Source organism: Actinoplanes sp. CA-252034 (assembly GCF_050956125.1).
Classification (GTDB): Bacteria; Actinomycetota; Actinomycetes; order Mycobacteriales; family Micromonosporaceae; genus Actinoplanes.
On sequence record NZ_CP191846.1, the window covers coordinates 9,059,171 to 9,080,711 of the forward strand.

At 69.7% G+C, this 21,541-nt stretch carries 17 protein-coding genes; 9 read left to right on the forward strand and 8 right to left on the reverse strand.

Annotated features, from left to right (window positions below):
* Positions 1 to 828, reverse strand: coding sequence for a methyltransferase domain-containing protein (locus ACQPZW_RS40950; RefSeq protein WP_433791418.1), 828 nt, complete (start codon positions 826 to 828; stop codon positions 1 to 3).
* A 220-nt stretch (positions 829 to 1,048) separates the two neighbouring features.
* Here ACQPZW_RS40950 and ACQPZW_RS40955 point away from each other — a divergent pair, with 220 nt between their 5' ends.
* Positions 1,049 to 2,074, forward strand: coding sequence for a Gfo/Idh/MocA family protein (locus ACQPZW_RS40955; RefSeq protein ID WP_433791419.1), 1,026 nt, complete (start codon positions 1,049 to 1,051; stop codon positions 2,072 to 2,074).
* Positions 2,075 to 2,184: 110 nt separating this feature from the next.
* Here ACQPZW_RS40955 and ACQPZW_RS40960 read toward each other — a convergent pair whose 3' ends face one another.
* The 5 genes from ACQPZW_RS40960 to ACQPZW_RS40980 all read right to left on the reverse strand — a co-directional run bounded on the left by ACQPZW_RS40960 (position 2,185) and on the right by ACQPZW_RS40980 (position 6,638).
* Entirely contained in the window at positions 2,185 to 3,318 is a 1,134-nt protein-coding gene (locus ACQPZW_RS40960) for an amidohydrolase (protein ID WP_433791420.1), read from the reverse strand.
* A 164-nt stretch (positions 3,319 to 3,482) separates the two neighbouring features.
* Complete coding sequence (locus ACQPZW_RS40965) at positions 3,483 to 4,715, reverse strand: kynureninase (RefSeq protein WP_433791421.1); 1,233 nt, start codon at positions 4,713 to 4,715, stop codon at positions 3,483 to 3,485.
* Entirely contained in the window at positions 4,712 to 5,563 is an 852-nt protein-coding gene (gene kynA, locus ACQPZW_RS40970) for a tryptophan 2,3-dioxygenase (protein WP_433791422.1), read from the reverse strand. The genes ACQPZW_RS40965 and kynA overlap by 4 nt, the downstream gene beginning before the upstream one ends.
* A gap of 27 nt (positions 5,564 to 5,590) precedes the next feature.
* Complete coding sequence (locus ACQPZW_RS40975; RefSeq protein WP_433791423.1) at positions 5,591 to 5,866, reverse strand: YchJ family protein; 276 nt, start codon at positions 5,864 to 5,866, stop codon at positions 5,591 to 5,593.
* A 241-nt stretch (positions 5,867 to 6,107) separates the two neighbouring features.
* Complete coding sequence (locus ACQPZW_RS40980; RefSeq protein WP_433791424.1) at positions 6,108 to 6,638, reverse strand: methyl-accepting chemotaxis protein; 531 nt, start codon at positions 6,636 to 6,638, stop codon at positions 6,108 to 6,110.
* 407 nt (positions 6,639 to 7,045) lie between these two features.
* Between ACQPZW_RS40980 and ACQPZW_RS40985 the strand changes: the two genes are divergently transcribed.
* The 8 genes from ACQPZW_RS40985 to ACQPZW_RS41020 all read left to right on the forward strand — a co-directional run bounded on the left by ACQPZW_RS40985 (position 7,046) and on the right by ACQPZW_RS41020 (position 18,150).
* Positions 7,046 to 8,035: a LacI family DNA-binding transcriptional regulator gene (locus ACQPZW_RS40985; protein WP_433791425.1), complete on the forward strand. Its 990-nt coding sequence runs from the start codon at positions 7,046 to 7,048 to the stop codon at positions 8,033 to 8,035.
* A gap of 245 nt (positions 8,036 to 8,280) precedes the next feature.
* Positions 8,281 to 9,663 (forward strand): ABC transporter substrate-binding protein, encoded by a 1,383-nt coding sequence (locus tag ACQPZW_RS40990; protein ID WP_433791426.1) that lies wholly within the window; start codon positions 8,281 to 8,283, stop codon positions 9,661 to 9,663.
* A 2-nt stretch (positions 9,664 to 9,665) separates the two neighbouring features.
* Complete coding sequence (locus tag ACQPZW_RS40995; protein WP_433791427.1) at positions 9,666 to 10,610, forward strand: carbohydrate ABC transporter permease; 945 nt, start codon at positions 9,666 to 9,668, stop codon at positions 10,608 to 10,610.
* 4 nt (positions 10,611 to 10,614) lie between these two features.
* Positions 10,615 to 11,487, forward strand: a complete 873-nt coding sequence (locus tag ACQPZW_RS41000) for a carbohydrate ABC transporter permease (RefSeq protein WP_433791428.1) — start codon at positions 10,615 to 10,617, stop codon at positions 11,485 to 11,487.
* A gap of 5 nt (positions 11,488 to 11,492) precedes the next feature.
* Positions 11,493 to 13,043: a glycoside hydrolase family 13 protein gene (locus tag ACQPZW_RS41005; RefSeq protein ID WP_433791429.1), complete on the forward strand. Its 1,551-nt coding sequence runs from the start codon at positions 11,493 to 11,495 to the stop codon at positions 13,041 to 13,043.
* An 83-nt stretch (positions 13,044 to 13,126) separates the two neighbouring features.
* Complete coding sequence (locus tag ACQPZW_RS41010) at positions 13,127 to 16,672, forward strand: discoidin domain-containing protein (protein ID WP_433791430.1); 3,546 nt, start codon at positions 13,127 to 13,129, stop codon at positions 16,670 to 16,672.
* A 60-nt stretch (positions 16,673 to 16,732) separates the two neighbouring features.
* Positions 16,733 to 17,206: a YcxB family protein gene (locus ACQPZW_RS41015; RefSeq protein WP_433791431.1), complete on the forward strand. Its 474-nt coding sequence runs from the start codon at positions 16,733 to 16,735 to the stop codon at positions 17,204 to 17,206.
* 197 nt (positions 17,207 to 17,403) lie between these two features.
* Positions 17,404 to 18,150, forward strand: a complete 747-nt coding sequence (locus ACQPZW_RS41020) for a ComEA family DNA-binding protein (protein WP_433791432.1) — start codon at positions 17,404 to 17,406, stop codon at positions 18,148 to 18,150.
* Here ACQPZW_RS41020 and ACQPZW_RS41025 read toward each other — a convergent pair.
* Together ACQPZW_RS41025 and ACQPZW_RS41030 are read right to left on the reverse strand one after the other, a co-directional pair.
* Entirely contained in the window at positions 18,095 to 19,222 is a 1,128-nt protein-coding gene (locus tag ACQPZW_RS41025) for a hypothetical protein (RefSeq protein ID WP_433791433.1), read from the reverse strand. The two genes, ACQPZW_RS41020 and ACQPZW_RS41025, sit on opposite strands and share 56 nt — an antisense overlap.
* Before the next feature lie 129 nt (positions 19,223 to 19,351).
* Positions 19,352 to 21,478: a SulP family inorganic anion transporter gene (locus ACQPZW_RS41030; RefSeq protein ID WP_433791434.1), complete on the reverse strand. Its 2,127-nt coding sequence runs from the start codon at positions 21,476 to 21,478 to the stop codon at positions 19,352 to 19,354.
* Between the last annotated feature and the right edge of the window lie 63 nt (positions 21,479 to 21,541).

Below are 21,541 nucleotides of genomic sequence, written 5' to 3' on the forward strand. Positions count from 1 at the left end.
TCAGGCCGGTTTCGTGCCGGCCGCCACCCAGATGGTGAGGACCGCGAGGAAGGTGCCGCTCTGCCCGGCCGCGTCGACGCAGGCCAGCCACTCGTCGCGCAGGCCGGGCGGGGTCGCCCAGGCGGCCTCGGGCACCCGCGGGTTCACCATCGGAAGGATCACCGCGGCCGAGGCGGGGGTGGTGAACAGGCAGGTCACCGGCACCGTGGTGACGTCTCGCAGCCCGGCCGCGACGAGCCGGCGGCGCAGCGTGCGGCCCATGTCGAACTGCCTCGGGGTGAAATGGCCGTTCACGTGCGCCATCACCACCGCGCCGAGACCGCCCGGCATGCCGTCGAAGGCCAGCGAGCCCCAGTCGGTGTCGACGAGGCAGAGCCGCCCGCCCGGCCGGGTCACCCGCAGCAGCTCACCGATCGTCGCGTCGGCGTCGTCGACGTGCTGCAGCACCCGCTCGCACCAGACCCCGTCGACGCTCTCGCCGGGCATGTCGAGAGCCGCCACGTCACCGGTCACGTAGCGCACGTTGCTGCCGTCGTGCTGGTCCAACGCGGCCGCCGTCACCGCTGACGAATGATCCACCGCCAGGACCTCGCCCGCACCACCCACCCGCGCGGCCAGCGAGCGGGCCACCTCACCACTGCCGGACCCGGCGTCGAGCAGACGCTGACCGGCCGCCGCGCCCAGCATGTCGAAGGCGACGCGGCGCACCCGCTGGATCTCCGGATGCCGCCCCATCTCGGTGAGGGCGTCCAGCACGATTTCTGACATCTGGGCGGAGAGGCCGTCGATGTCGGAAAAGGGCGTCCGGTCCTTCTGCGCGGGTTCCATCCCGCAATTGTTCCTCCGGGGCACGCCGATCGGCCGTCGTCGTCATCCATCCGACAGGCGCGGTACCTGCTCTTTCGCTAGATCAAGCCACGGATGTGCGCGATACGCACACGTTTCGGCCGCACAATCAAGCCGTACGCTCAGTGATGTCTTGTGCATCACAGGTCACCGGGGAAATCGATGGCAACAGGCCGGCAACCGATGTGTAAAACTTCCGGGCATGATCGAACGGGTGAAGTTCGGGCTGGTCGGCTACGGCACCGGCGGCCGGGTGTTCCATGCGCCGCTGATCGCGTCCGCGGCAAACATCGAGTTCGTCGGCGTGGTGACCACGTCGCCCGAGCGCCGGGCCCAGATCGCCGAGCAACTGCCGGGCGTCGAGGCGTATGACTCGATCGCCGCCCTCGCCGCCGACGGGGTGCAGGCCGTGGCCATCTCCACACCCGCGGCCACCCATGCCGCCCTCGCCGTCCAGGCCATCGAGGCCGGGCTCGCGGTCGTCGTCGACAAGCCGTTCGCTCTGGACGCCGACACCGCCCGCAAGCTCGTCACCACGGCCGAGGAGGCCGGGGTGCTGCTCACCGTCTACCAGAACCGCCGGTGGGACTCCGACCTGCTGACCATCCGCGCGCTGATCGAGAAGGGCTCGCTCGGAGAGATCCGGCGCTTCGAGTCCCGGATGGAGCGCTGGGCCCCCGAGCGGCTCCCCGGCGCGGCCGGTGGCGGCACCCTCCTCGACTTCGGCTCCCACCTCGTCGACCAGGCGCTGCAGCTGCACGGCCCCGCCGACCGGGTGTTCGCCGAGATCCACGGCCCCGACGGCGGCCTCGACGACGACTTCTTCGTGGCCCTGCACCACACCGGCGGCGTCGAATCGCACCTGTGGGGCTCCTGGCGGCAGGCCGGCCCCGGCCCGCGTTTCCGGGTCACCGGCACCGCCGGCACGTTCATCTCCCCCGAGCTCGACTACCAGGAGACCCTGCTGAAGGCCGGCAAGTCCCCGGCCCGCCTCGCCGACCGCTGGGGTGTCGAGCCGGAGCACCGCTGGGGCCACCTGTTCCGCGGCTCCACCGGAGCCCCGGTGGAGAGCTGCCGTGGCCGCTGGGACACCTTCTACCCGGCGGTGGCCTCCGCGGTCCTCGGCGAGGGCCCGCTCCCGGTCGACCCGTGGGACTCGGTCCGCGCCATGGAGATCCTGGACGCGGCCCGCCGGAGCGCCACCACCGGAACCGCCGTAACCCTCTGACAGAGAGCCGTGTGGTGAGCCGCCCCGGCTCACCACACGCTCCGCGCCGCCCTACGGCACGGCTCGCTGGGCTGCAGAGCCACTGCGCTCCGGGATCGGCGATCCCCGGGTCATTCCGCCTGTGGTCGGCTGTCGGGGCCGAGGACCCGTGCGGTGGCCAGGACGTCGGCGAACCGGTCCGGGGCCAGGTCGAGGCCGGCCGGCAGCCAGGAGACCGTCGAGCTGTCACTTTCGGTCATAGCGATCAGCACGGCGCTCGGCGTGAGACCGGCCGACTGCAGCAGGCGGATCTCGCGAACGTTGATCCCCGCCGGTAGCGGCCCGTTACCCAGGTCGGTCCCGTAGCGGACAGTCCCGCCGAACGCGACGAAGCGCCGCAGATTGTCGACGGCGACCTCCCGGTCCTGGTCACCGGGCTCGCCCCAGCCGTGGATGTCCAGCGTGCTGATCCACCGCATCCGCTCCGTACAGGCCCGCAGCAGCGGGTCGTCGAGCCGCTCGGTCCAGGGCGTGTGTGCCAGCACGTCGGCTCCCGCGGTGAGCGCCGCCGCGACCGTCCCCGGCCCCTCGGCGTGCACGACGACCGCCAGATCCGACGCGTGCGCCGCCGTGACCAGCGCCGTCAACACGGGAAGCTCCAACTGCGGCCCGCCGGCGTGCGCGGTCACCTTGATCAGAGCCGCTCCCGCAGCCGACGCCTCCGCGACCGCTGCTTCGGCGTCAGTGGCCGTGCCGATCTCGCGCCAACTGCCGGCCGGCGCCCACGACCGGTCACTCGGATAGCCGCCCGGGGCGATCAGAAACGGCCCTGCATAGCGGATCCGGGGCAGTTCCGAACCGGGCTCCAGCGCCCGTGCCGCGAGCTCGGCCACCGTGGCCGGAACGCCGCCGAGATCCCACACCTCGGCGATGCCCCCGGCCCGGACCGTGCGCAGGTCGACGAGCGCCGAATGCACGTGCGCGTCGACCAGGCCCGGCAGCAGCGTCCCCGCGAACCGCCGGGTGTCGTCACCGCCCGGCGCCAACTCGGCCGGAACCGGTTTGACCACGCCGTCAGCGGCGATCCGCAGGGCGACACCCGTCCGCAGCCGCCCACCCCACCAGACCGAGTCCGCGAGCAGCCACCGAACCGGGCCCGCCGACCGTGGCGAAGACGCGGCCGGGCCGGCCGACCGCGGCGAACGCGCTGCGGGAACCGGGGCCGGAGGCGACGCCGGGAGTGGAGTCTCCTCCGCCACCGTCACCGTGGGACGCGGGCCGGATGACCGTTTCAGGGCCGAGAGCGCACACCCCGCACCGCCGCCCGCCCCACCGCAGCAATTGGGCGCGGAGGACGACGTGTCACTCCCGTCCGGTGAGAGGGACGGGGTCTCACACATGTCCGGCGCCGCGGACGTCGAATCCGTGCTCACCGGCCGCTCTTCTCCAACAGCTCCCGCAGGACCGTCAGCCCCTGGCACACCTCGGCGAAGCTGGTGCTCAGCGGCGCGGGCCCGATCCGCAGCCCGTCCGGCCGCCGGTAGTCGGGGATCACCCCGCTGTCCCACAGCGGCTCCAGGAACTCCTTGAACCCGTCACGCCGCAGCGTCACGTGCCCACCCCGCCGCGACGGCTCCCGCGGTCCGGCGACGACCACCCCGTGCGGCGCGAGCCACTCGTCGGCGATCTCCAGCACATAGGTCGTGAGCAGGAGTGACTTGGCCCGAATGGCCGCGATCCCGGCCGACTCCAACATGTCCAGGTTGGCCTGCAGCGGCACCATCGCCAGGATCGGCGGCGTCCCGCTCAGCAGCGCCCGGATCCCGGCGGCCGGCTCGTAACCGGGACCCATCTCGAAAGCGGCCCGATGCCCCATCCAGCCCTGGATCGGCTGCCGCAGCTCACCCTGCAGGTCCCGCCGCAGGTAGGCGAACGCGGGCGCCCCCGGCCCGCCGTTCAGATACTTGTAGGTGCACCCGACCGCGAGGTCGACACCCCACTCGTCCAGCTCGACCGGCACCGATCCGGCGGAGTGGCACAGGTCCCACATGGTCAGCGCCCCGGCCGCGTGCGCGACCCGGTTGATCGCGGCGATGTCGGCGAGCCACCCGGACCGGTAGGCGATGTGGCTGAACAGCACCAGCGCGGTGTCGTCGTCGACCACGCCGGCCACCTGCTCCGGGGTGATCCCGGCGGCCGGGTCGGTCTCGACCCACACCAGGCGCAGCCCACGCTCGGCGGCGATCCCCTCGACCACATACCGGTCGGTGGGGAAGTTGTCGGTGTCCAGCACCACGGTCCGGCGGCCGGGCCGGGCGTCCACCGCGGCCCGCGCCAGCTTGTAGATGAGCACGGTCGTCGAGTCGGCGATCACCGTCTGCCCGGGCGCGGCGCCGAGCGCCACCGAGCCGAGCCGGTCGCCGAGGGTGAGCGGCCACTCCAGCCAGCCCTCGTCCCAGCCGCGGATCAGCCGGCCACCCCACTGCTCGCGGATGAACTCGTCGACCAGCCGGGCGGTCGCCTCCAGCGGCCGGCCCAGCGAGTTTCCGTCGAGGTAGGAGAGCAGCTCGGCCGGCGGTGGGGTGATGAACTGCGCCCTGAACACCGCGAGGGGGTCGGCCGCGTCCAGGGCGGCGGCGCGGGCGAGCAGGTCATCGGTCAACGGGGCACCCCGATCTCGGTACGGACGGCGTAGAGCTCGGGGAAGAATGTCAGATCGAGCGCCGCCCGCAGGAAGCCGACCCCGCTGGAGCCGCCGGTGCCCCGCTTGAAGCCGATCGTCCGCTCGACGGTCTTGAGGTGCCGGAACCTCCAGAACTGGAAATTCTCCTCCAGGTCGACGAGCTCCTCACACGCCTCGTAGACGTCCCAGTTCTGTTCGGCCTTCTCGTAGATCTCCTGGAAGACCGGCACCAGCTCGGGTTGGTACTCATACGCCTCGGTGACGTCACGCTGCAGGATCTCCGCCGGCACCTGATGCCCGCGCCGCGCCAGGAAGTGCAGGAACTCGTCGTAGACGCTCGGCGTGGCCAGGGCGTCCTCGAGCAGCGCCCGCGCCCCGGGCTGGTCGTCGAAGACCTGCAGCATGCCGCGGTTCTTGTTGCCGAGCAGGAACTCGATCGCCCGGTACTGGTACGACTGGAACCCCGACGACGTCCCGAGGAACGAGCGGAACTCCGCATACTCCGTCGGGGTCAGGGTGGCCAGCACCGACCACTGCTCGGTCAGGGTGCGCTGGATGTGCTTGACCCGGGCCAGTCCCTTGAGGGCGGGCCGCAGCTCGTCCTTCGCCAGGTGCTCCTGCACGGCCCGCAGCTCGTGGACCATCAGTTTCAGCCACAGCTCCGACGTCTGGTGCTGCACGATGAACAGCAGCTCGTCGTGGTGCTCCGGCACGCTGACCGGGTGCTGCGCTCCCAGAATGTCGTCCAGGCGCAGATATGCCCCGTACGAAAGATTGACCTTGAAGTCCCTGACGATGCCGTCCTCAAGCGGCCGCTCTGCCGACATGACGAACCCACCTCCCCTTCCAGCACATCACAACGGCCCCCAGTACACCCAACGGCCGTCGTGCCGCACGAACCGGCTCTTCTCGGCCATCACGCCGGGCCGGCCGCCGTCGGTGAAGTGCGCCCGGAACTCGACGGTCCCCTCCGCGTCGAAGACGCCGCCGCCGCTGTGCTCCAGCACCTCCAGGCTGGTCCATCGCATCGCCGGATCCGGCTCGACCGAGCCGGGCCGGGTCTCCGGGTGCCAGGTGCGCAGCACGTAGTCACTGTTGTCCAGCGCGAACGCGCTGAAACGCGAGCGCATCAACGCTTCCGGATCCGCCGCCGGCTTGCCGTCGTGCAGAAGACCACAACAGCTCTGGTACGGGCCACGCCCGCACGGGCAATCGGAAGAGGCACTCCGGGGCTTGGGGGATCTGCGAGCCATGGCGCCCAGTCTCCCCCACCGCGACGACCGCCCCGGAGGTTATCCACATTCCCCGTTCGTCCACAGGCACCGAGGCCGTCGCCGTGCTGTCCGCGGTACCCATGACGGCATGTCGATCTCAGCCGGCCTGCTGCTCCACCACGATCCCGCTGATCACCTTCTGGCAGCGGTCCAGTTCCTCGATGAGCCCCTGCATCTCCTCGATCGCGGAGACCGCGTTCTGGGTGTCGGCACGGATCCCACCGACCTGGGTGCCGATCTCGCTGGTCGCCGTGGCCGTCTCGTTCGCGAGGTCCTTGACCTCGCTGGCCACGACGGCGAAGCCCCGTCCCGCCTCGCCGGCGCGCGCCGCCTCGATGGTCGCGTTCAGGGCGAGCAGGTTGGTCTGCTTGGCGATCGTCGCGATCAGCTGGACCACCTTGCCGATCTCGGTGCTGCTGGCCTCGAGCCGCTGGATCACCTGGACCGCCGTCTCGGCCGCTCGCACCGCTGCGTCGGTGGCCGCCGCCATATCGTTGCTGACGTTGGCCAGCCGGTGCACCGAGTCACGCTGGCGGTCCTGCGCCGACCAGTCGCTCTGGCCGCTCCCCGAGGATCTGGTGTGCTGTTCCGTCGACGACCAGTCGTCATTCTGCTCCCAGTCGGACATGGTGACAGCGACCCCTCTCTACCAGCCTCCGCAAGAACATCCCATCCCACTCACCTCTCGCGGAGCGTTTTCCCCGATCCCGGCAGATCTGCCCGGTTTCGCCGGTGGGCCACGGCGGCGGCCACGGCAGCGGCCACGAGGCGGACGATCGGAGGGTGAGCGGTGCGCAGCCGTGATCAGGTGAGCCGGATCTCGGGGTGCCGTGCGCTGAAAGTGCTGACGTGGCGTGCGTCGCGCAGAGTCACGGCTTGTCCGCTGCACGGGGTGGACCATGGCAACGGGCGGTGAAATATGCTCGCTCGGAGCTCCGCGGGAATGTCCGCAGGCCGCAAGCGCACGCAAGGCGAGCGCATTCAGACCACCCTTGGCGGTTCGGTTTTTGCAAGAATCTGACGTAGGATTCCGGCGTGACCAAACGACTTGCCGAGGTGGCCAAGAAGGCCGGGGTCAGTGAGGCGACCGTCAGCCGGGTGCTCAACGGGCGCAGCGGGGTCTCGGAGTCCACCCGCACGTCCGTGCTGACCGCGCTGGACGTGCTCGGCTATGAGCGCCCGACGAAACTGCGCGGCGAGCGGGCCCGGCTCGTCGGCCTGGTGCTGCCCGAGCTGCAGAACCCGATCTTCCCGGCACTGGCCGAGGTGGTGACCGGCTCGCTCGCGCAGCGCGGGTTCACCCCGGCGCTGTGTGCGCGCACGATCGGCGGCGTGCCGGAGTCCGACTACGTGGAGATGCTGCTGGATCACCAGGTCAGCGGCGTGATCTTCGCCGGCGGTTCGTATGCGCTGGCCGACGCCTCGCACGAGCACTACCTCCGGCTGACCGAGCGCGGCCTGCCCGTGGTGCTGGTCAACGCGGGCGTCGACGAGCTGGGCTTCCCCCGGGTGTCGACCGACGACGCGGTGGCGGTGGAGCAGGCGTATGGGCACCTGCGCTCGCTGGGCCACGAGCGGATCGGCATGGTGCTCGGCCCCGAGGGCCACATCCCGTCGCGCCGCAAGCTCGTCGCGATGATCCAGGCGTCCGGCGCCGAGGCCGAGGTGGAGCGCTCGAGCTTCTCGATGGAGGGCGCCCGGGTGGCGGCGACCAAGCTGGTGGAGCGCGGCGTGACCGGCATCATCTGCGCCAGTGACGTGCTCGCCCTGGGCGCGATCCGGGCGGCCCGGCGGCTGGGCCGGGCGGTTCCGGCTGACGTGTCGGTGGTCGGCTTCGACGACTCCGCGTTCATGACCTGCACCGATCCGCCGCTGACCACGGTTCGCCAGCCGATCGAGATGATGGGCCAGGCCGCGGTGGACCTGCTGGTCAGCCAGATCGACGAGGCGCGCGAGTTCTCCGACGAGCTGTTGTTCGAGCCGGAGCTGGTGGTCCGCGGCTCGACGGGCCCGGTCCGGAGGTAGGTAGGTAGGTAGGTAGGAACAGCAAGCCGGCCCCGCACGGGGCCGGCTTTTTTGTGTCCAAAACGGGCAGCGCCACAAAGAATCAGGTCACAGTCGCGTTTTTGCAAAGCACGATCGAAACCTTGCGGCAACATGAGCCCGTAGTTACAGTGACTCCACTCACTACGGGAAACAGTCCTGACCGTAGTGACCACAACGCGATTCAGCGATGGCCATGGATAACCCGTTCCCGAAGGGATGGACAGATGTCCGTACCGCAGTACCGGAAGGTTGCGGCGCTAGCGCTCGTGGCCGGCCTCGGGCTCAGCCTGACGGCGTGTTCCACGAAGAGTGACGACGACGGCGGGGCCGACGCCGCCGGCAAGGTCACCATCACGGTCGACTGCCAGCCGGTCGCCGCCCAGAAGGAGCTGCTGGACAACTGGAACGCCGATGTCAAGGAGTTCCAGAAGCAGAACCCCGACATCGTGATCAAGAGCATCAGTGTCGGCCAGCAGTGCAACAACCCGCCGGACTTCACCGCCCGCCTGGCCGGTGGCACCACCACCGACGTCTTCTACGGCTACATGACCGACCTGCAGCAGGTGCTGGACTCGGGTCAGGCGCTGGACATCACCCAGTACGTCAACAAGGACACCGTCTCCACGTGGGACAGCGTCGACCCGGCGCTCAAGGAGGTGTTCACCGACGGCGGCAAGCTCTACGGCGTACCGGTGAAGAACTATTCGATGGGCCTGGTCTACAACAAGGCCCTGTTCGCCAAGGCCGGTCTGGACGCCAACAACCCGCCGAAGACCTGGCCCGAGGTGCGGGAGGCGGCCAAGAAGATCACCGCCACCGACAAGAGCGTGGCCGGTTACTCGGAGTACAGCGCCGGCAACACCGGTGGCTGGCACTTCACGTCGCTGCTCTACTCGCAGGGCGGCCGGGTCCTCTCCGAGGACGGCAAGAAGGCCGCCTTCAACACCGCCGAGGGCAAGCAGGTCCTGCAGAACCTCAAGGACATGCGGTACGGCGACGACAGCATGGGCGCCCGCCAGCTCCTGCAGTGGGGTGACCTGCTGACCAACGCCGCCGCGGGCAAGGTCGGCATGTTCATCGGCGCTCCCGACACCACCCAGGCGATCGTCAGCCAGTTCAAGGGCAAGTTCGAGGACTGGGCGGTCGCTCCGCTGCCGGGTCAGACCGACCTGGCGAAGGGCACGCTCGGCGGCGGCGAGGGCTACTTCTTCAAGAAGGACCTCACCCCCGAGCAGGTCAAGGCGGGCCTGAAGTGGATCGCCTACCAGAAGCTCACCCCGGGCAAGGGCCAGTTCGACTACGTGCGGGCCAAGCCGCAGAACTACCCGGTCGGCCTGCCGCAGCCGCTGCTGTTCGCGAACGGCTCCGAGGCGCAGAAGCAGGAGTTCGACCTGCGCAAGGCGAACGCGAACGTGCCGGTGGAGAACTTCGCGCTCTTCGAGGCCAAGCAGCTGCCGATCGTGGGCGAGCCGCGGGACGCCCAGGCGATCTACGCGATCCTCGACTCGGCGATGTCCGGTGTCCTGACCGACCCGAACGCGAACGTCGACGCCCTGCTCAAGACGGCTGAGGAGAAGGTCAACCAGCTGCTGGCAGCGGGTAGCTGACGATGCCCACCGCAACCGCCACCGTCCCGGCTCCGGCCGGGGCGGTGGCCCCCGCCCCGCCGCAGGTCACGAAGAAGCGCCGCAAGATCCAGGACAACCTGACCGGGCACGCGTTCCTGATCGGGGCAGTCCTCTGCTTCGGCCTGTTCATGTGGTTCCCGATGATCCGCGGCATCGTGATGAGCTTCCAGCGCACCCGCCGCGGTGTGACCACCTGGGTGGGCTGGGACAACTACATCCGGATCATCGAGGATCCGAGCTTCTGGGTCGCCTGGAAGAACACCTTCTACTTCACCGGGCTCGCGCTGGTCCTCGGTTTCGTGGCGCCGTTCTTCGTCGCGATCCTGCTCAACGAGTTCCGCCACGCCAAGGGCTACCTGCGCGTCCTGGTCTACCTGCCGGTCATGCTGCCGCCGGCGTCGGCGCTCTACCTCTTCAAGTACTACGCGTACGACCCGAGCGAAGCGGGCCTGTTCAACGCGATCCTGACATTCCTGCACCTGCCCACCTCGGAGTGGATGCAGTCACCGACGATGACGATGCCGGCCATGGTGATCGCCTCGACCTGGATGAACATGGGCGGTGCGGTGCTGATCTACCTGGCGGCGCTGCAGAACATCCCCGGCGATCTGTACGAGGCGGCCGAGCTCGACGGCGCGGGCCTGTGGAAGCGGATCTGGCACGTGACGATCCCGCAGACCCGGCTGATCCTGGCACTGCTGGCGATGATGCAGATCGTGGCGACCATGCAGCTCTTCATCGAGCCGCTGATCCTGGCCAACGGCGCCGGCACGCAGGACTCGGCCACCTCGGTCGCGTACCTGATCTACCAGCACGGGTTCTTCCAGAACGATCTCAACGGGGCCGCCGCCCTGGGCGTGATCATGCTGCTGGTGCTGGCCGCCTTCTCCGCCGTCTACCTCCGGCTGAGCACGAAAGAGGACTAGGACCATGTCTCGAACCCTCATCTCGCACGCTCAGCTCCAGCGCGGGCGCGGCCGGTTCCTCTACTGGGCACTGCTCGGTGTCGTCGTCACGGCGTTCACCCTGGTCTTCATCGGGCCGTTGTACTGGATGGTCACCGGCGCCCTCAAGTCCGGCCAGGAGATCGCGCAGACGCCACCGACCCTGTTCCCGCGGGATCCGGAGTTCGGCAACTACACGGACGCGTGGACCCAGCTGGCCCTGGGGAAGCTGCTGTTCAACACGTTCTACTACGCGGCCGGGGCGGTGCTGTTCCAGCTGGTCCTGGACACCGCGGCGGCGTACGCGCTCTCCAAGCTCCGCCCGGTCCTCGGCAACGTGATCCTCGGGGCGATGCTGGCGACCCTGATGATCCCGGCGATGGTGCTGATCGTCCCGCAGTACCAGACGGTGATCAGCCTGCCGGTGCTGGACATCAGCCTGCTCGACTCGCCGTTCGCGATCTGGCTGCCGATGGTCGCCAACGCGTTCAACATCTTCCTGCTCAAGCGGTTCTTCGACTCGATCCCGGAAGAGATCATGTCGGCCGCCTTCATGGACGGGGCGTCGCCGCTGCGTACCCTCTGGTCGATCCTTCTGCCGATGTCCCGCCCGATCCTGGGCGTGGTGTCGATCTTCGCGGTGACCGCGGTGTGGAAGGACTTCCTCTGGCCGCTGCTGGTGATGCCGCACCCGGAGACCCGCACGGTCAGTGTCGGCATCTACGCCTTCGCCGCGGGCACCCCGCAGAACGTGGTGGTCGCCGCCTCGGTGATCGCGGCCGCGCCGACCGTGATCATCTTCCTGATCTTCCAGCGCAACATCATGTCCGGCCTGACCACAGGCAGTCTCAAGGGATGAGCGGGATGACAAATCAGTGGTGGCGTGACGCGGTGATCTACCAGGTCTACCCGCGGAGTTTCGCCGACGGCGACGGAGACGGGGTCGGCGACCTCGCCGGCATCCGCGCGCGGCTCGGCCACCTGCGAGATCTCGGCGTCGACGCGATCTGGATGAGTCCGTGGTACCCGTCGCCGATGGCCGACGCCGGGTACGACGTGTCCGACTTCCGCGACATCGACCCGGTCTTCGGTGACCTGTCCGAGGCCGAGGCGCTGATCGCCGAGGCACACGAGGCCGGCATCCGGATCATCATCGACATCGTCCCGAACCACATCTCCAGCGAGCATCCCTGGTTCCAGGCGGCCCTGAAAAGCGAGACGGCGCCGGAACGGGACTACTTTTGGTTTCGTAAAAGCCAAAATATGCCCACAAATTGGATCGGGGAATTCGGCGGAACCGCTTGGACGCAAGTCGACGAAACCACCTGGTATCTGCACCTGTTCACTCCGGAACAGCCGGATCTGAACTGGGAGCACCCGGCGGTGAGAGCCGAATTCGAGAGCATCCTGCGGTTCTGGTTCGACCGGGGCGCCGACGGCATCCGGATCGACTCGGCGGCGCTGCTCTTCAAGGACCCGGCGCTGCCCGAGGTGACCGAGGGCGCACCGCACCCGTTCCACGACCTGGACGCGGTGCACGACGTCTACCGGTCGTGGCGGCGGATCGCCGACGAGTACTCCGATCGCGCGCTGATCGGCGAGGTCTGGATGCCGGACGTCGAACGGTTCACCAACTACCTTCGTCCGGACGAGCTGCACGCCGCGTTCAACTTCGACTTCCTCGGGTGCGCGTGGGATCCGTACCTCATGCGCTCCTGCATCGATCGCACCCTGGACGCGCACGCCGGCATCGGCGCGCCGCCCACCTGGGTCCTGTCGAACCATGACGTGACCCGGCACGTCACCCGGTACGGCCGGGCCGACACCACGTTCAGTTTCGAGAACAACCTCGACGGCACCCCGGTCGACCTGGAGCTGGGGACCCGGCGGGCCCGGGCGGCGGCGCTGCTCGCCCTCTCGCTGCCCGGCTCGGCCTACGTCTACCAGGGTGAGGAACTGGGTCTCTGGGAGAACGAGAGCATCCCGGAGGATCAGATCCAGGATCCGATGTACGCCCGGAGAGGCCACACCCGCGACGGTTGCCGGGTGCCGCTGCCGTGGTCGGGCGACGAGCCGCCCTTCGATTTCACCACCGGCGTCCCGTGGCTGCCCCAGCCCGCCGAGTGGAAGGACCGGACCGTCCAGGCACAGACCGGCGACCCCAGTTCGATGCTCGAGCTCTACCGCTCCGCGATCCGCCTGCGCACCTTCAGGGATCAGGGGTTCGCCTGGCTCGACCGCGGGGAGGGTGTGCTCGCCTGGACCCGCGGAAGCGACTTCGCCTGCGTGCTCAACCTCTCCGGCGCACCCGTCCCCCTGCCGGAGCACGAGACCGTCCTGCTCGCCAGCGGCCCTCTCGACGGTGACCGCCTCCCGCAGGACACCGCGGCCTGGCTGCGCCTGCGGAAGAAGTAACAAGGCGTCCGGGCGGGCGGCCCCCACCGAAGCCGCCCGCCCGGCGGATCACCACCTCTCACGGAAGAAAGGTGCGCTCCCCGATGTCCACATTGTCCCGAAGAATCCTCGCCACGGTGGCGGTGACGAGCGTGGTCGCCGCGCTCGTGCACGCCCCCGCGGCATCGGCCGCCGGCCCGAACCTGGCGGCCGGCAAGACCTTCAGCGCCAGCAGCTTCACCGACGTCTACCCGGCGGGCAACGCCGGCGACGGCAACGCCAACACCTACTGGGAGAGCAACAACAACGCCTTCCCGCAGTGGCTGCAGGTCGACCTGGGCACGTCCACCCAGGTCAACCAGGCGGTCCTCAAACTGCCGCCGGCGACCGCCTGGGGCTCTCGCACCGAGACCCTGTCGATCCAGGGAAGCACCGACGGCAACTCCTTCAGCACGCTGAAGGCGAGTGCCGGCTACACCTTCAACCCGTCCTCCGGCAACACGGTGACCGTCGACTTCACCACCGCGAGCGCACGGTTCGTGCGGCTGAACTTCACCGGCAACACCGCGTGGCCGGCCGGTCAGCTTTCCGAGTTGGAGGTCTACGGACCGGTCAGCGGGGACAGTCAGGCTCCCAGCGCGCCGGGTGGTCTCGCCTACACCCAGCCGGCGAGCGGGCAGATCCGGCTCACCTGGAGCGCCTCGACCGACAACGTGGGCGTGACCGGTTATGACGTGTACGCCAACGGGGTGCTGCGTACCTCGCTGGGCAACGTCCTGACCTTCACCGACAGCCAGCCGGACTCGGCGACCGTCGCCTACCACGTGCGGGCGAAGGACGCGGCCGGGAACGTCTCCGGCAACAGCAACACGGTGACCCGCAACGGCACCCCCCAGACCGGCACGGACCTGGCGGCCGGCAAGCCGATCGAGGCGTCGTCGGTCATCCACACCTTCGTGGCCGCGAACGCGAACGACGGTGACACGAACACCTACTGGGAGGGCAGCGCGTATCCGGCGAACCTGACGGTGAAGCTGGGCGCCAACGCGAGTGTCTCGTCGGTGGTGGTCAAGCTGAACCCGTCGACCGCGTGGGGCACCCGGCAGCAGACGTTCTCGGTCCTCGGGCGTGAGCAGTCGGCGTCCTCCTACACGACCATCGCCGGCTCCGCCACGTACACCTTCAATCCCTCGACTCAGAACACGGTGACCGTGCCGGTCTCGGCGACCACCGCGGACGTCCGCCTGTCCTTCACCGCCAACACCGGCGCGCCCAGCGGCCAGGTCGCGGAACTGCAGGTCATCGGGGCCTCGGCGCCGAACCCGGACCTCACCATCACGTCGACCTCCTACTCCCCGGCCGCGCCGGTGGAGACGGACGCGATCACCACGTCGGCCACGGTCCGCAACGCGGGCACCGCATCGGCGGCCGCGTCCAACGTCAACTTCTACCTGGGTACGGCCAAAGTCGGCACCGTGGCCGTCCCGGCCCTCACGGCCGGCCAGTCGCAGACGGTGAGCGCGAGCATCGGCGCCCGCGACGCCGGCAGCTACCAACTGTCCGCGAAGGTCGACGAGGCCGGCGCGATCGTCGAGACCAACGAGGCGAACAACTCCTGGACCCACCCGTCCGCGCTGGTCGTCACCCCGGTGAGCAGCGCCGACCTGATCGCCTCGGCGGTCTCGTGGAACCCGGGCACGCCGGCCGCCGGCAACGCGGTCGCGTTCTCGGTGACCCTGAAGAACCAGGGCTCGGCGGCCACCTCGTCCGGTGCACACGGCGTCACGCTGACGATCCTCAACGGCTCGACGACGGTCCGCACCCTGACCGCCTCCTACACCGGGACGCTCGCGGCCGGCGCCTCGACCGTGCTCAACCTGGGGTCGTGGACCGCGGCGAACGGCCGTTACACGGTCCGGACCGTGGTGGCGGCGGACTCGGCGGAACTGCCGGTCAAGCAGGCCAACAACACCAGCGAGAAGCCGTTCTTCGTGGGGCGCGGCGCGAACCTGCCGTTCGACTTCTACGAGGCCGAGGACGGTCAGCTCGGCGGCGGCGCGGCGATCGTCGGGCCGAACCGGATCGTCGGCAACCTGGCCGGTGAGGCGTCCGGCCGTAAGGCGGTCACGCTGAACCAGACCGGCTCCTCCGTCCAGTGGACCACCCGGGCGGCGACGAACACCCTGGTCGCACGGTTCTCCATCCCGGACGGCACGACCAGCTCGATCAACGTGTACGTCAACGGCACGCTCAACCGCACTCTCCAGCTGAACTCGAAGTACGCCTGGCTGTACGGCAGTGAGTCGGCGCCGCAGAACTCCGGCACGGGACCGCGGCACATCTACGACGAAGCCAACATCATGTTGACTGGATCAATAGTTGCCGGAAGTACAGTCAAGCTACAGAAGGATGCAGTCAACACGGGTAACATCGCGATCGACTTCATCAACCTGGAGCAGGTCGCGCCGATCGCCAACCCGGACGCGTCGAAATACGTCGTGCCGAGCGGCTTCGACCAGCAGTCCGTGCAGGCCGCCCTCGACACGGCCCGTCAGGACACCTCCAAGCTGGGCGTCTATCTCCCGGCCGGCGACTACCAGACGTCGAACAAGTTCCAGGTGTACGGCCGGGCCGTCAAGGTCGTCGGCGCGGGCCCCTGGTACACCCGCTTCCACACACCGTCCACCCAGACCGAGACGGACGCCGGTTTCCGGGCCGACTCGACCGCCAATGGGTCGACGTTCGCGGACTTCGCGTTCTTCGGCAACTACACGATCCGCATCGACGGGCCGGGCAAGGTCTTCGACTTCGCCAACGTCGCCAACATCACGATCGACAACATCTGGACCGAGCACGTGGTCTGCCTGTACTGGGGCGCGAACACCGACAACATGGTGATCAAGAACTCGCGGATCCGGAACACGTTCGCCGACGGCGTCAACATGACCAACGGCTCGACCGGCAACCTGGTCGACAACAACGAGGCCCGGGCCACCGGTGACGACAGCTTCGCGCTGTTCTCGGCGATCGACGCGGGCGGGTCCGACGAGATCAACAACACCTACTCGAACCTCACGTCGATCCTGACGTGGCGTGCGGCGGGCATCGCGGTCTACGGCGGCTACGCGAACACGTTCAAGAACATCTACATCGCGGACACCCTGGTCTACTCGGGCATCACGATCAGCTCGCTGGACTTCGGCTACCCGATGAACGGGTTCGGGGCCAACCCGCCGACCGTGTTCGACAACATCTCGATCGTCCGGGCCGGCGGCCACTTCTGGGGCGCGCAGACCTTCCCGGCGATCTGGCTGTTCAGCGCCTCGAAGGTGTTCCAGGGGATCCGGGTCAGCAACGTGGACATCGTCGACCCGACGTACTCCGGGATCATGTTCCAGACCCAGTACATCGGCGGGCAGCCGGTGAACCCGATCAAGGACACGATCTTCACCAACGTCACCATCACGGGGGCGCAGCGCAGCGGTGACGAGTACGACGCCAAGTCCGGCTACGCGATCTGGGCCAACCCGCTGCCCGAAGCCGGACAGGGCCCCGCGGTCGGCTCGGCCACCTTCACCAACCTCCAGCTGAGCAACAACTACCGGGACATCGAGAACCCGACCACCACCTTCACCATCACGCGCAACTAGTTCATCGGAGACGAGCGTGCCCGTGCCGTGACGGGGCGGGCACGCTCGTACGATCCATCGGTGCACATCGAATTCACCCACGCCCGTACCCGGCCGTACTTCCAGCGGGTCCTCGCCTCCGGGGCCAAGCGCCGCTCGCAGCCGCTCGCCCTCGCCGCCGGCGCCGTCGGGTTCGCCGCCCTGGTCGTCGCCGTCGGCGGCGAGTTCAGCACGAACGCCCTGCTGATCGCGGCGCCGGCGGCCGTGCTGGCGCTCGTGCTGCTGGCCGTCGCGGGTGCGCTGTGGCGACGGGCGACCACCGTCCCGGACTCCCGGCTTGCCCCGTGCACGTGGATCCTCACCGGTGACGCCTACTCCTCGCGGGCCGCCGGCTCGACCACCGAGATCGCCTGGCCCGAGTTCGTGTCGTTCCGCGCCACCGAGGACGCCTACCTGCTGCGCCACCGCGCCGGGGCGACCCACGACGTGCCCCGCGAGCCGCTCAGCCCCGGCCAGGACACCGAGCTCGCCGCCTTCCTCCGCGCGGAGCGGTAGAATCCCACGCCGCGCGCGGCACGGTGGAAGCCGCACACCGCGCACGGCACCGTGGAAGCCGCACACCGCGCGCGGCACTGTGGAAGCCCACCTCGCGCGCGGCACGGTGGAAGCCGCACACCGCGCACGGCACCGTGGAAGCCCACCTCGCGCGCGGCACGGTGGAGGCTGTTGTCCGGTGGGCATACCGTTGAGGAATGCAGCCCGATCCACGAGTCGCGCCCGGATGGCAACGTGAGACCCCGCCGGTGACCGGCTGGTGGTATCTGGTGCCGCTGTTCACCTGTGGGTACGGCACGCCGTTCATGGTCCTGGCCGCGGGCGTCAAACTGCGCTCGCGGCTGCACACGGCCCTGGGCTTCGGGTATCTGGCCGTGATCGTCACCCTCGTCCTGGCCCGGATGATCGCCACGCCCGGCAACGATTCCGGCGATGAGGACGCGGCATTCGGCATCGTCTCCCTCGCCCTGTGGATCACCGGGACGATCCACGTCTCGGCACTCCAGATGAGAGTGCGGGAACGCTTCTTCCGTGACGCCGCCGCCCGGCACCGTGGGCTCGCCCTCTACCCACCGCCGGCCTGGCAGCAGGGGACCGGCGTCGACCCGGCGCTCGCGGCGGCGCAGTGGCGGGCCGCCCGCCGTCAGGAGGCCCGCGAGCTGCAGGCCGGGCAGCCGGGGATGGCGAACGAGCTGATGATCGGCCGCCCTGACCTGCCCGGCCGGCAGTACGACGACGGCGGCCTGGTCGACGTCAACCACGTCCCCGCCGACTGGCTGGCCCGCTACCTCACCATCGACCGTGACCTGGCCGATCGGATCGTCGAGGCGCGCGACCGGCACAACGGCTTCGCCTCCGCCGAGGAGCTGGTCGTCTACTGCGAGGGCCTCACCCCGGCGAAACTGGACCTGTTCCGTGACCGTCTGGTCTTCGTGCCCCGCTGACCCGCGCATTCTCCGGTTCCCTGGTCAGGACGGCCTCGTGGGCCCGTAACAGGGCCGACACCCGGGCCGCGTGGCGCAGGTGAGGGGCCTCTTCGGGGCCGGCCTGCTCCCGGGCCGCGATCTGCCACGTTCGCCGGCCCAGGATCGCCCGGAAGCGCCGGATCAACCGGGCATGCTGCGCCGGGGTGCGGCCGATCTCCTCCGGCGCCCGCTTCGTCAGGTCTTCGCCCAGGCGGGCCGCCAGCCGATAGCGCTGCAGAGTCGGCGCCATCCGGCCGAGGTGACCGGCGTAGGCGGTGAGAACGGGACCGGCCTCCGGGTAGGAGCCCAGATCCGAGCCCATCCCGCGGCCGAAGGTCAGCACGGTCAGCAGACGGCCGGTGTGGTCGATCAGTTCCTCGTCGGGGCCGGGCGCGGTGATCGCCGCGTGCAGGTGCGCCACGGTGGCGAGCCGCTCGGCGAAGTAGCCGTTCAGGTAGTCGCCATCGCAGGCGTACCGCAGCAGCCACCGTCGCACCGAGGTGACCGAGGCGATCTCGCACAGCGCCTCGACGTAGTAGACCCGTGCCCAGCCGTGCGCCGCTTCCGCCAGCCGGATCAGCGGCGTCACGTCACGGCCCCGGCATCGGATCGCCAGGGCGGCGAGCGGGGCGAAGTGGTCCCCGAGACGGCCGATGGCCTCGATCTCCGGCAGGTCCTCCGGGTCGCGGCCCTCGGCCAGCAGTGCGAGGCCGATGGTGGCCGAGCACTCGTGGAGGCTGTTGCGGACCAGCCAGCGGCCGGCTTCCCGGACGCGCCCCGGATCAGCACGCAGCGCGGCCGCGGCGAGATGCACATTGTGGTGGATCGGCACGTCGACGTCGTGGAAGGCGTCCAGAAGCTCGCCGGGCGAGGCGTCCGGGCGACCGAAATGGGTGTCCAGGCGCGCGGCGGCCGCGGCGCCGGCGAGGCGTCGATCCTTCGGGGACCGGGTGGAGCAGCGGAAACCGCGATACTCGATCGCCCGTGACTCGTCGGGCGGGTCATGGTCCAGGCCGTGAGCGAACGCGAACAGCGTCCGGCGGGCGCTCACCGAACGGGGTGGAGCTCGATTCCGTCAGTCATGCCGGGCAGCATGCCACATCCGCACGGCGATGGAGTGCCCGGCGCCGGAAACGGTTCCCGGCGCCGGAAACGGTTCCCGGCGCCGGGCGGTCGAGGGTCAGGCCGCGGGCTGGACCGCGACGGGATGCGGGTCGCCGAGGATGGGGTCCACCTCGTACATGCGTGCCTCGGCCAGGTCGAAGTACATGCCGGTCAGGCGCAGTCGGCCGGCCGCTTCGGCGTCCCGGACGGTCGGATGGGTACGCAGATTGGTGAGTTGCTGCACCACGTTGTCGGTGCAGCAGCGCTCCTCGTCGGCCGGGTCGCTGAACCGTACGCCCGAATGGGCCAGCCAGTCGCCCAGCGCCGAGCCCGCGCGGGCGGCGTCGTTCATCAGGGCGCGCACCGCTCCGCAGCCGGAGTGGCCGCAGACGGTGATCGTGGTGACGCCGAGGATGCCGACGGCGTATTCGACGGCCGCGCCGACCGACGTGTCGTCGCGGCCGTGCGGCGGAACGATGTTGCCGATGTTGCGGACGCAGAACAGGTCGCCCGGGCCGCTCGCGGTGATCAGGTTGGGGACCACCCGGGAGTCGGCGCAGGTGATGAAGAGCTGCTGCGGGCTCTGACCGTCCCGGGCCAGGTCGGCCAGGTGCGGGCGGACCATCGGGGCGACCGTCCGCTCGAACTCGGCGATCCCGGCCTCCATCGCGCCGCGGCGCTGCTGGTCCATGTCCTGCCAGCGCGACCAGGAGCCGACCAGGCGCGGGGTCCGTTTGCCGTCGCCGAGTCGGCCCGAGGTGGCCTGGTGGAACCACGAGTCGTGCACCTCGCGGACGGTGACCGAACCGCCGGACCGCTCGTGCCCGGACCGCCAGTCCCGGATCGTCTCGAACGCCCCGTGGTCGAGGTAGTCCAGGTGCAACTCGACGTCGACGTCCGCGCCGGTCGGCAGGGCGCCCAGCTCACGGCTGAGACGGGCCGACTCGACGAACGACAGCGTGCCGTGGATGGTGACCAGCCACTGCCCGGGGGCACGCTCGACCCGGCGGATCTCCGAGCGGGTGAGCCGCCCGAGGATCAGCACCGCCGCGCAGATCATGCCGAGCGCGACTCCGGTGAGCAGGTCGACGAAGACCACACCGAGAGCGGTGACCAGATAGGTCGGCAGCTCGCGGTGCCGGGCGTAGGTGCGGATCTGACCGAGGTCGACCAGCCGCAGCCCGACGACGATCAGGACGGCGGCCAGCACCGCCATCGGGATGGTCTCCAGCAGATCGGCGAAGAGCAGCACGAACGCCGCGATCCAGAGGCCGTGCATGATCGCCGACGCTCGGGTACGGGCGCCGGCCGCCACGTTGGTGGAGCTGCGCACGATCACACCGGTCACCGGCAGGCCGCCGAGCAGCCCGGAGGCGGTGTTGGCGACGCCCTGGCCGACCAGCTCCCGGTTGAGGTCGGCACGTGGGCCGTCGTGCAGCCGGTCCACGGCCACCGCGGAGAGCAGCGACTCGACGCTGGCGACGATCGCGATGGTCAGCACCGCGACGGTGATCTCACGGAGCGGGGCGTCCGGCCAGGCCGGGCGGATCAGGCCGGCCAGTGGCTCGTCGGGCAGGCTCACCCGGTCCACGTCGGCGTTCATGGCGGCGGCGAGCGCGGTCATCGACACCACCGCGACCAGGGCGGCGGGCAGCAGGGAGAAGCGGACCAGGCGGGGCCAGAGCACCAGGATCGCCACGGTGAGGATCCCGAGCAGGGCGGCCGCGCCGTGGTGGGCGAGGATCTGGCCGGGCAGGTCGATCAGGTTCTGCCAGGCCGAGCTCTGTGGTGAGCCGCCCAGCATCACGTGGATCTGGCTGAGAGCGATGACGAGGCCGATGCCGGCGAGCATGCCGTGCACGACGGCCGGGGACAGGGCGAGGGCGGCGCGGCCCAGGCGGGAGGCGCCGAGAGCGATCTGGACCAGGCCGGCGACGGCGACGATGGCGGCCGTGCCGGCGAAACCGAAGTCGGCGACGGTTCCGGCGACGATCACGGTGAGGCCGGCGGCCGGGCCGCTGACCTGTAACGGGGCGCCGCCGAGGGCGCCCGCGACGATGCCGCCGACCACGGCGGCGACCAATCCAGCGAGTAGGGGCGCACCCGAGGCCGCGGCGATGCCGAGGGACAACGGGATGGCGATCAGGAACACGACGATGGACGCCGGCAAGTCCCGGCGCAAGAACTGCGTCAAGTCGGACATTTCGGCAATGTACCCAATGATGGTTAACGGGTCATTACGTAAGAGCCCCTTACAGAAAACCCA

Bases quoted from the DNA above. Each gene is read 5' to 3' on its own strand.
- ACQPZW_RS41010 (WP_433791430.1), top strand. From the start codon at position 13,127: ATGTCCACATTGTCCCGAAGAATCCTCGCCACGGTGGCGGTGACGAGC.
- ACQPZW_RS40955 (WP_433791419.1), top strand. From the start codon at position 1,049: ATGATCGAACGGGTGAAGTTCGGGCTGGTCGGCTACGGCACCGGCGGC.
- ACQPZW_RS41005 (WP_433791429.1), top strand. From the start codon at position 11,493: ATGACAAATCAGTGGTGGCGTGACGCGGTGATCTACCAGGTCTACCCG.
- ACQPZW_RS41030 (WP_433791434.1), bottom strand. From the start codon at position 21,478: ATGTCCGACTTGACGCAGTTCTTGCGCCGGGACTTGCCGGCGTCCATC.
- ACQPZW_RS40995 (WP_433791427.1), top strand. From the start codon at position 9,666: ATGCCCACCGCAACCGCCACCGTCCCGGCTCCGGCCGGGGCGGTGGCC.
- ACQPZW_RS41020 (WP_433791432.1), top strand. From the start codon at position 17,404: ATGCAGCCCGATCCACGAGTCGCGCCCGGATGGCAACGTGAGACCCCG.
- ACQPZW_RS41000 (WP_433791428.1), top strand. From the start codon at position 10,615: ATGTCTCGAACCCTCATCTCGCACGCTCAGCTCCAGCGCGGGCGCGGC.
- kynA (WP_433791422.1), bottom strand. From the start codon at position 5,563: ATGTCGGCAGAGCGGCCGCTTGAGGACGGCATCGTCAGGGACTTCAAG.
- ACQPZW_RS40980 (WP_433791424.1), bottom strand. From the start codon at position 6,638: ATGTCCGACTGGGAGCAGAATGACGACTGGTCGTCGACGGAACAGCAC.
- ACQPZW_RS40950 (WP_433791418.1), bottom strand. From the start codon at position 828: ATGGAACCCGCGCAGAAGGACCGGACGCCCTTTTCCGACATCGACGGC.
- ACQPZW_RS40990 (WP_433791426.1), top strand. From the start codon at position 8,281: ATGTCCGTACCGCAGTACCGGAAGGTTGCGGCGCTAGCGCTCGTGGCC.
- ACQPZW_RS40975 (WP_433791423.1), bottom strand. From the start codon at position 5,866: ATGCGCTCGCGTTTCAGCGCGTTCGCGCTGGACAACAGTGACTACGTG.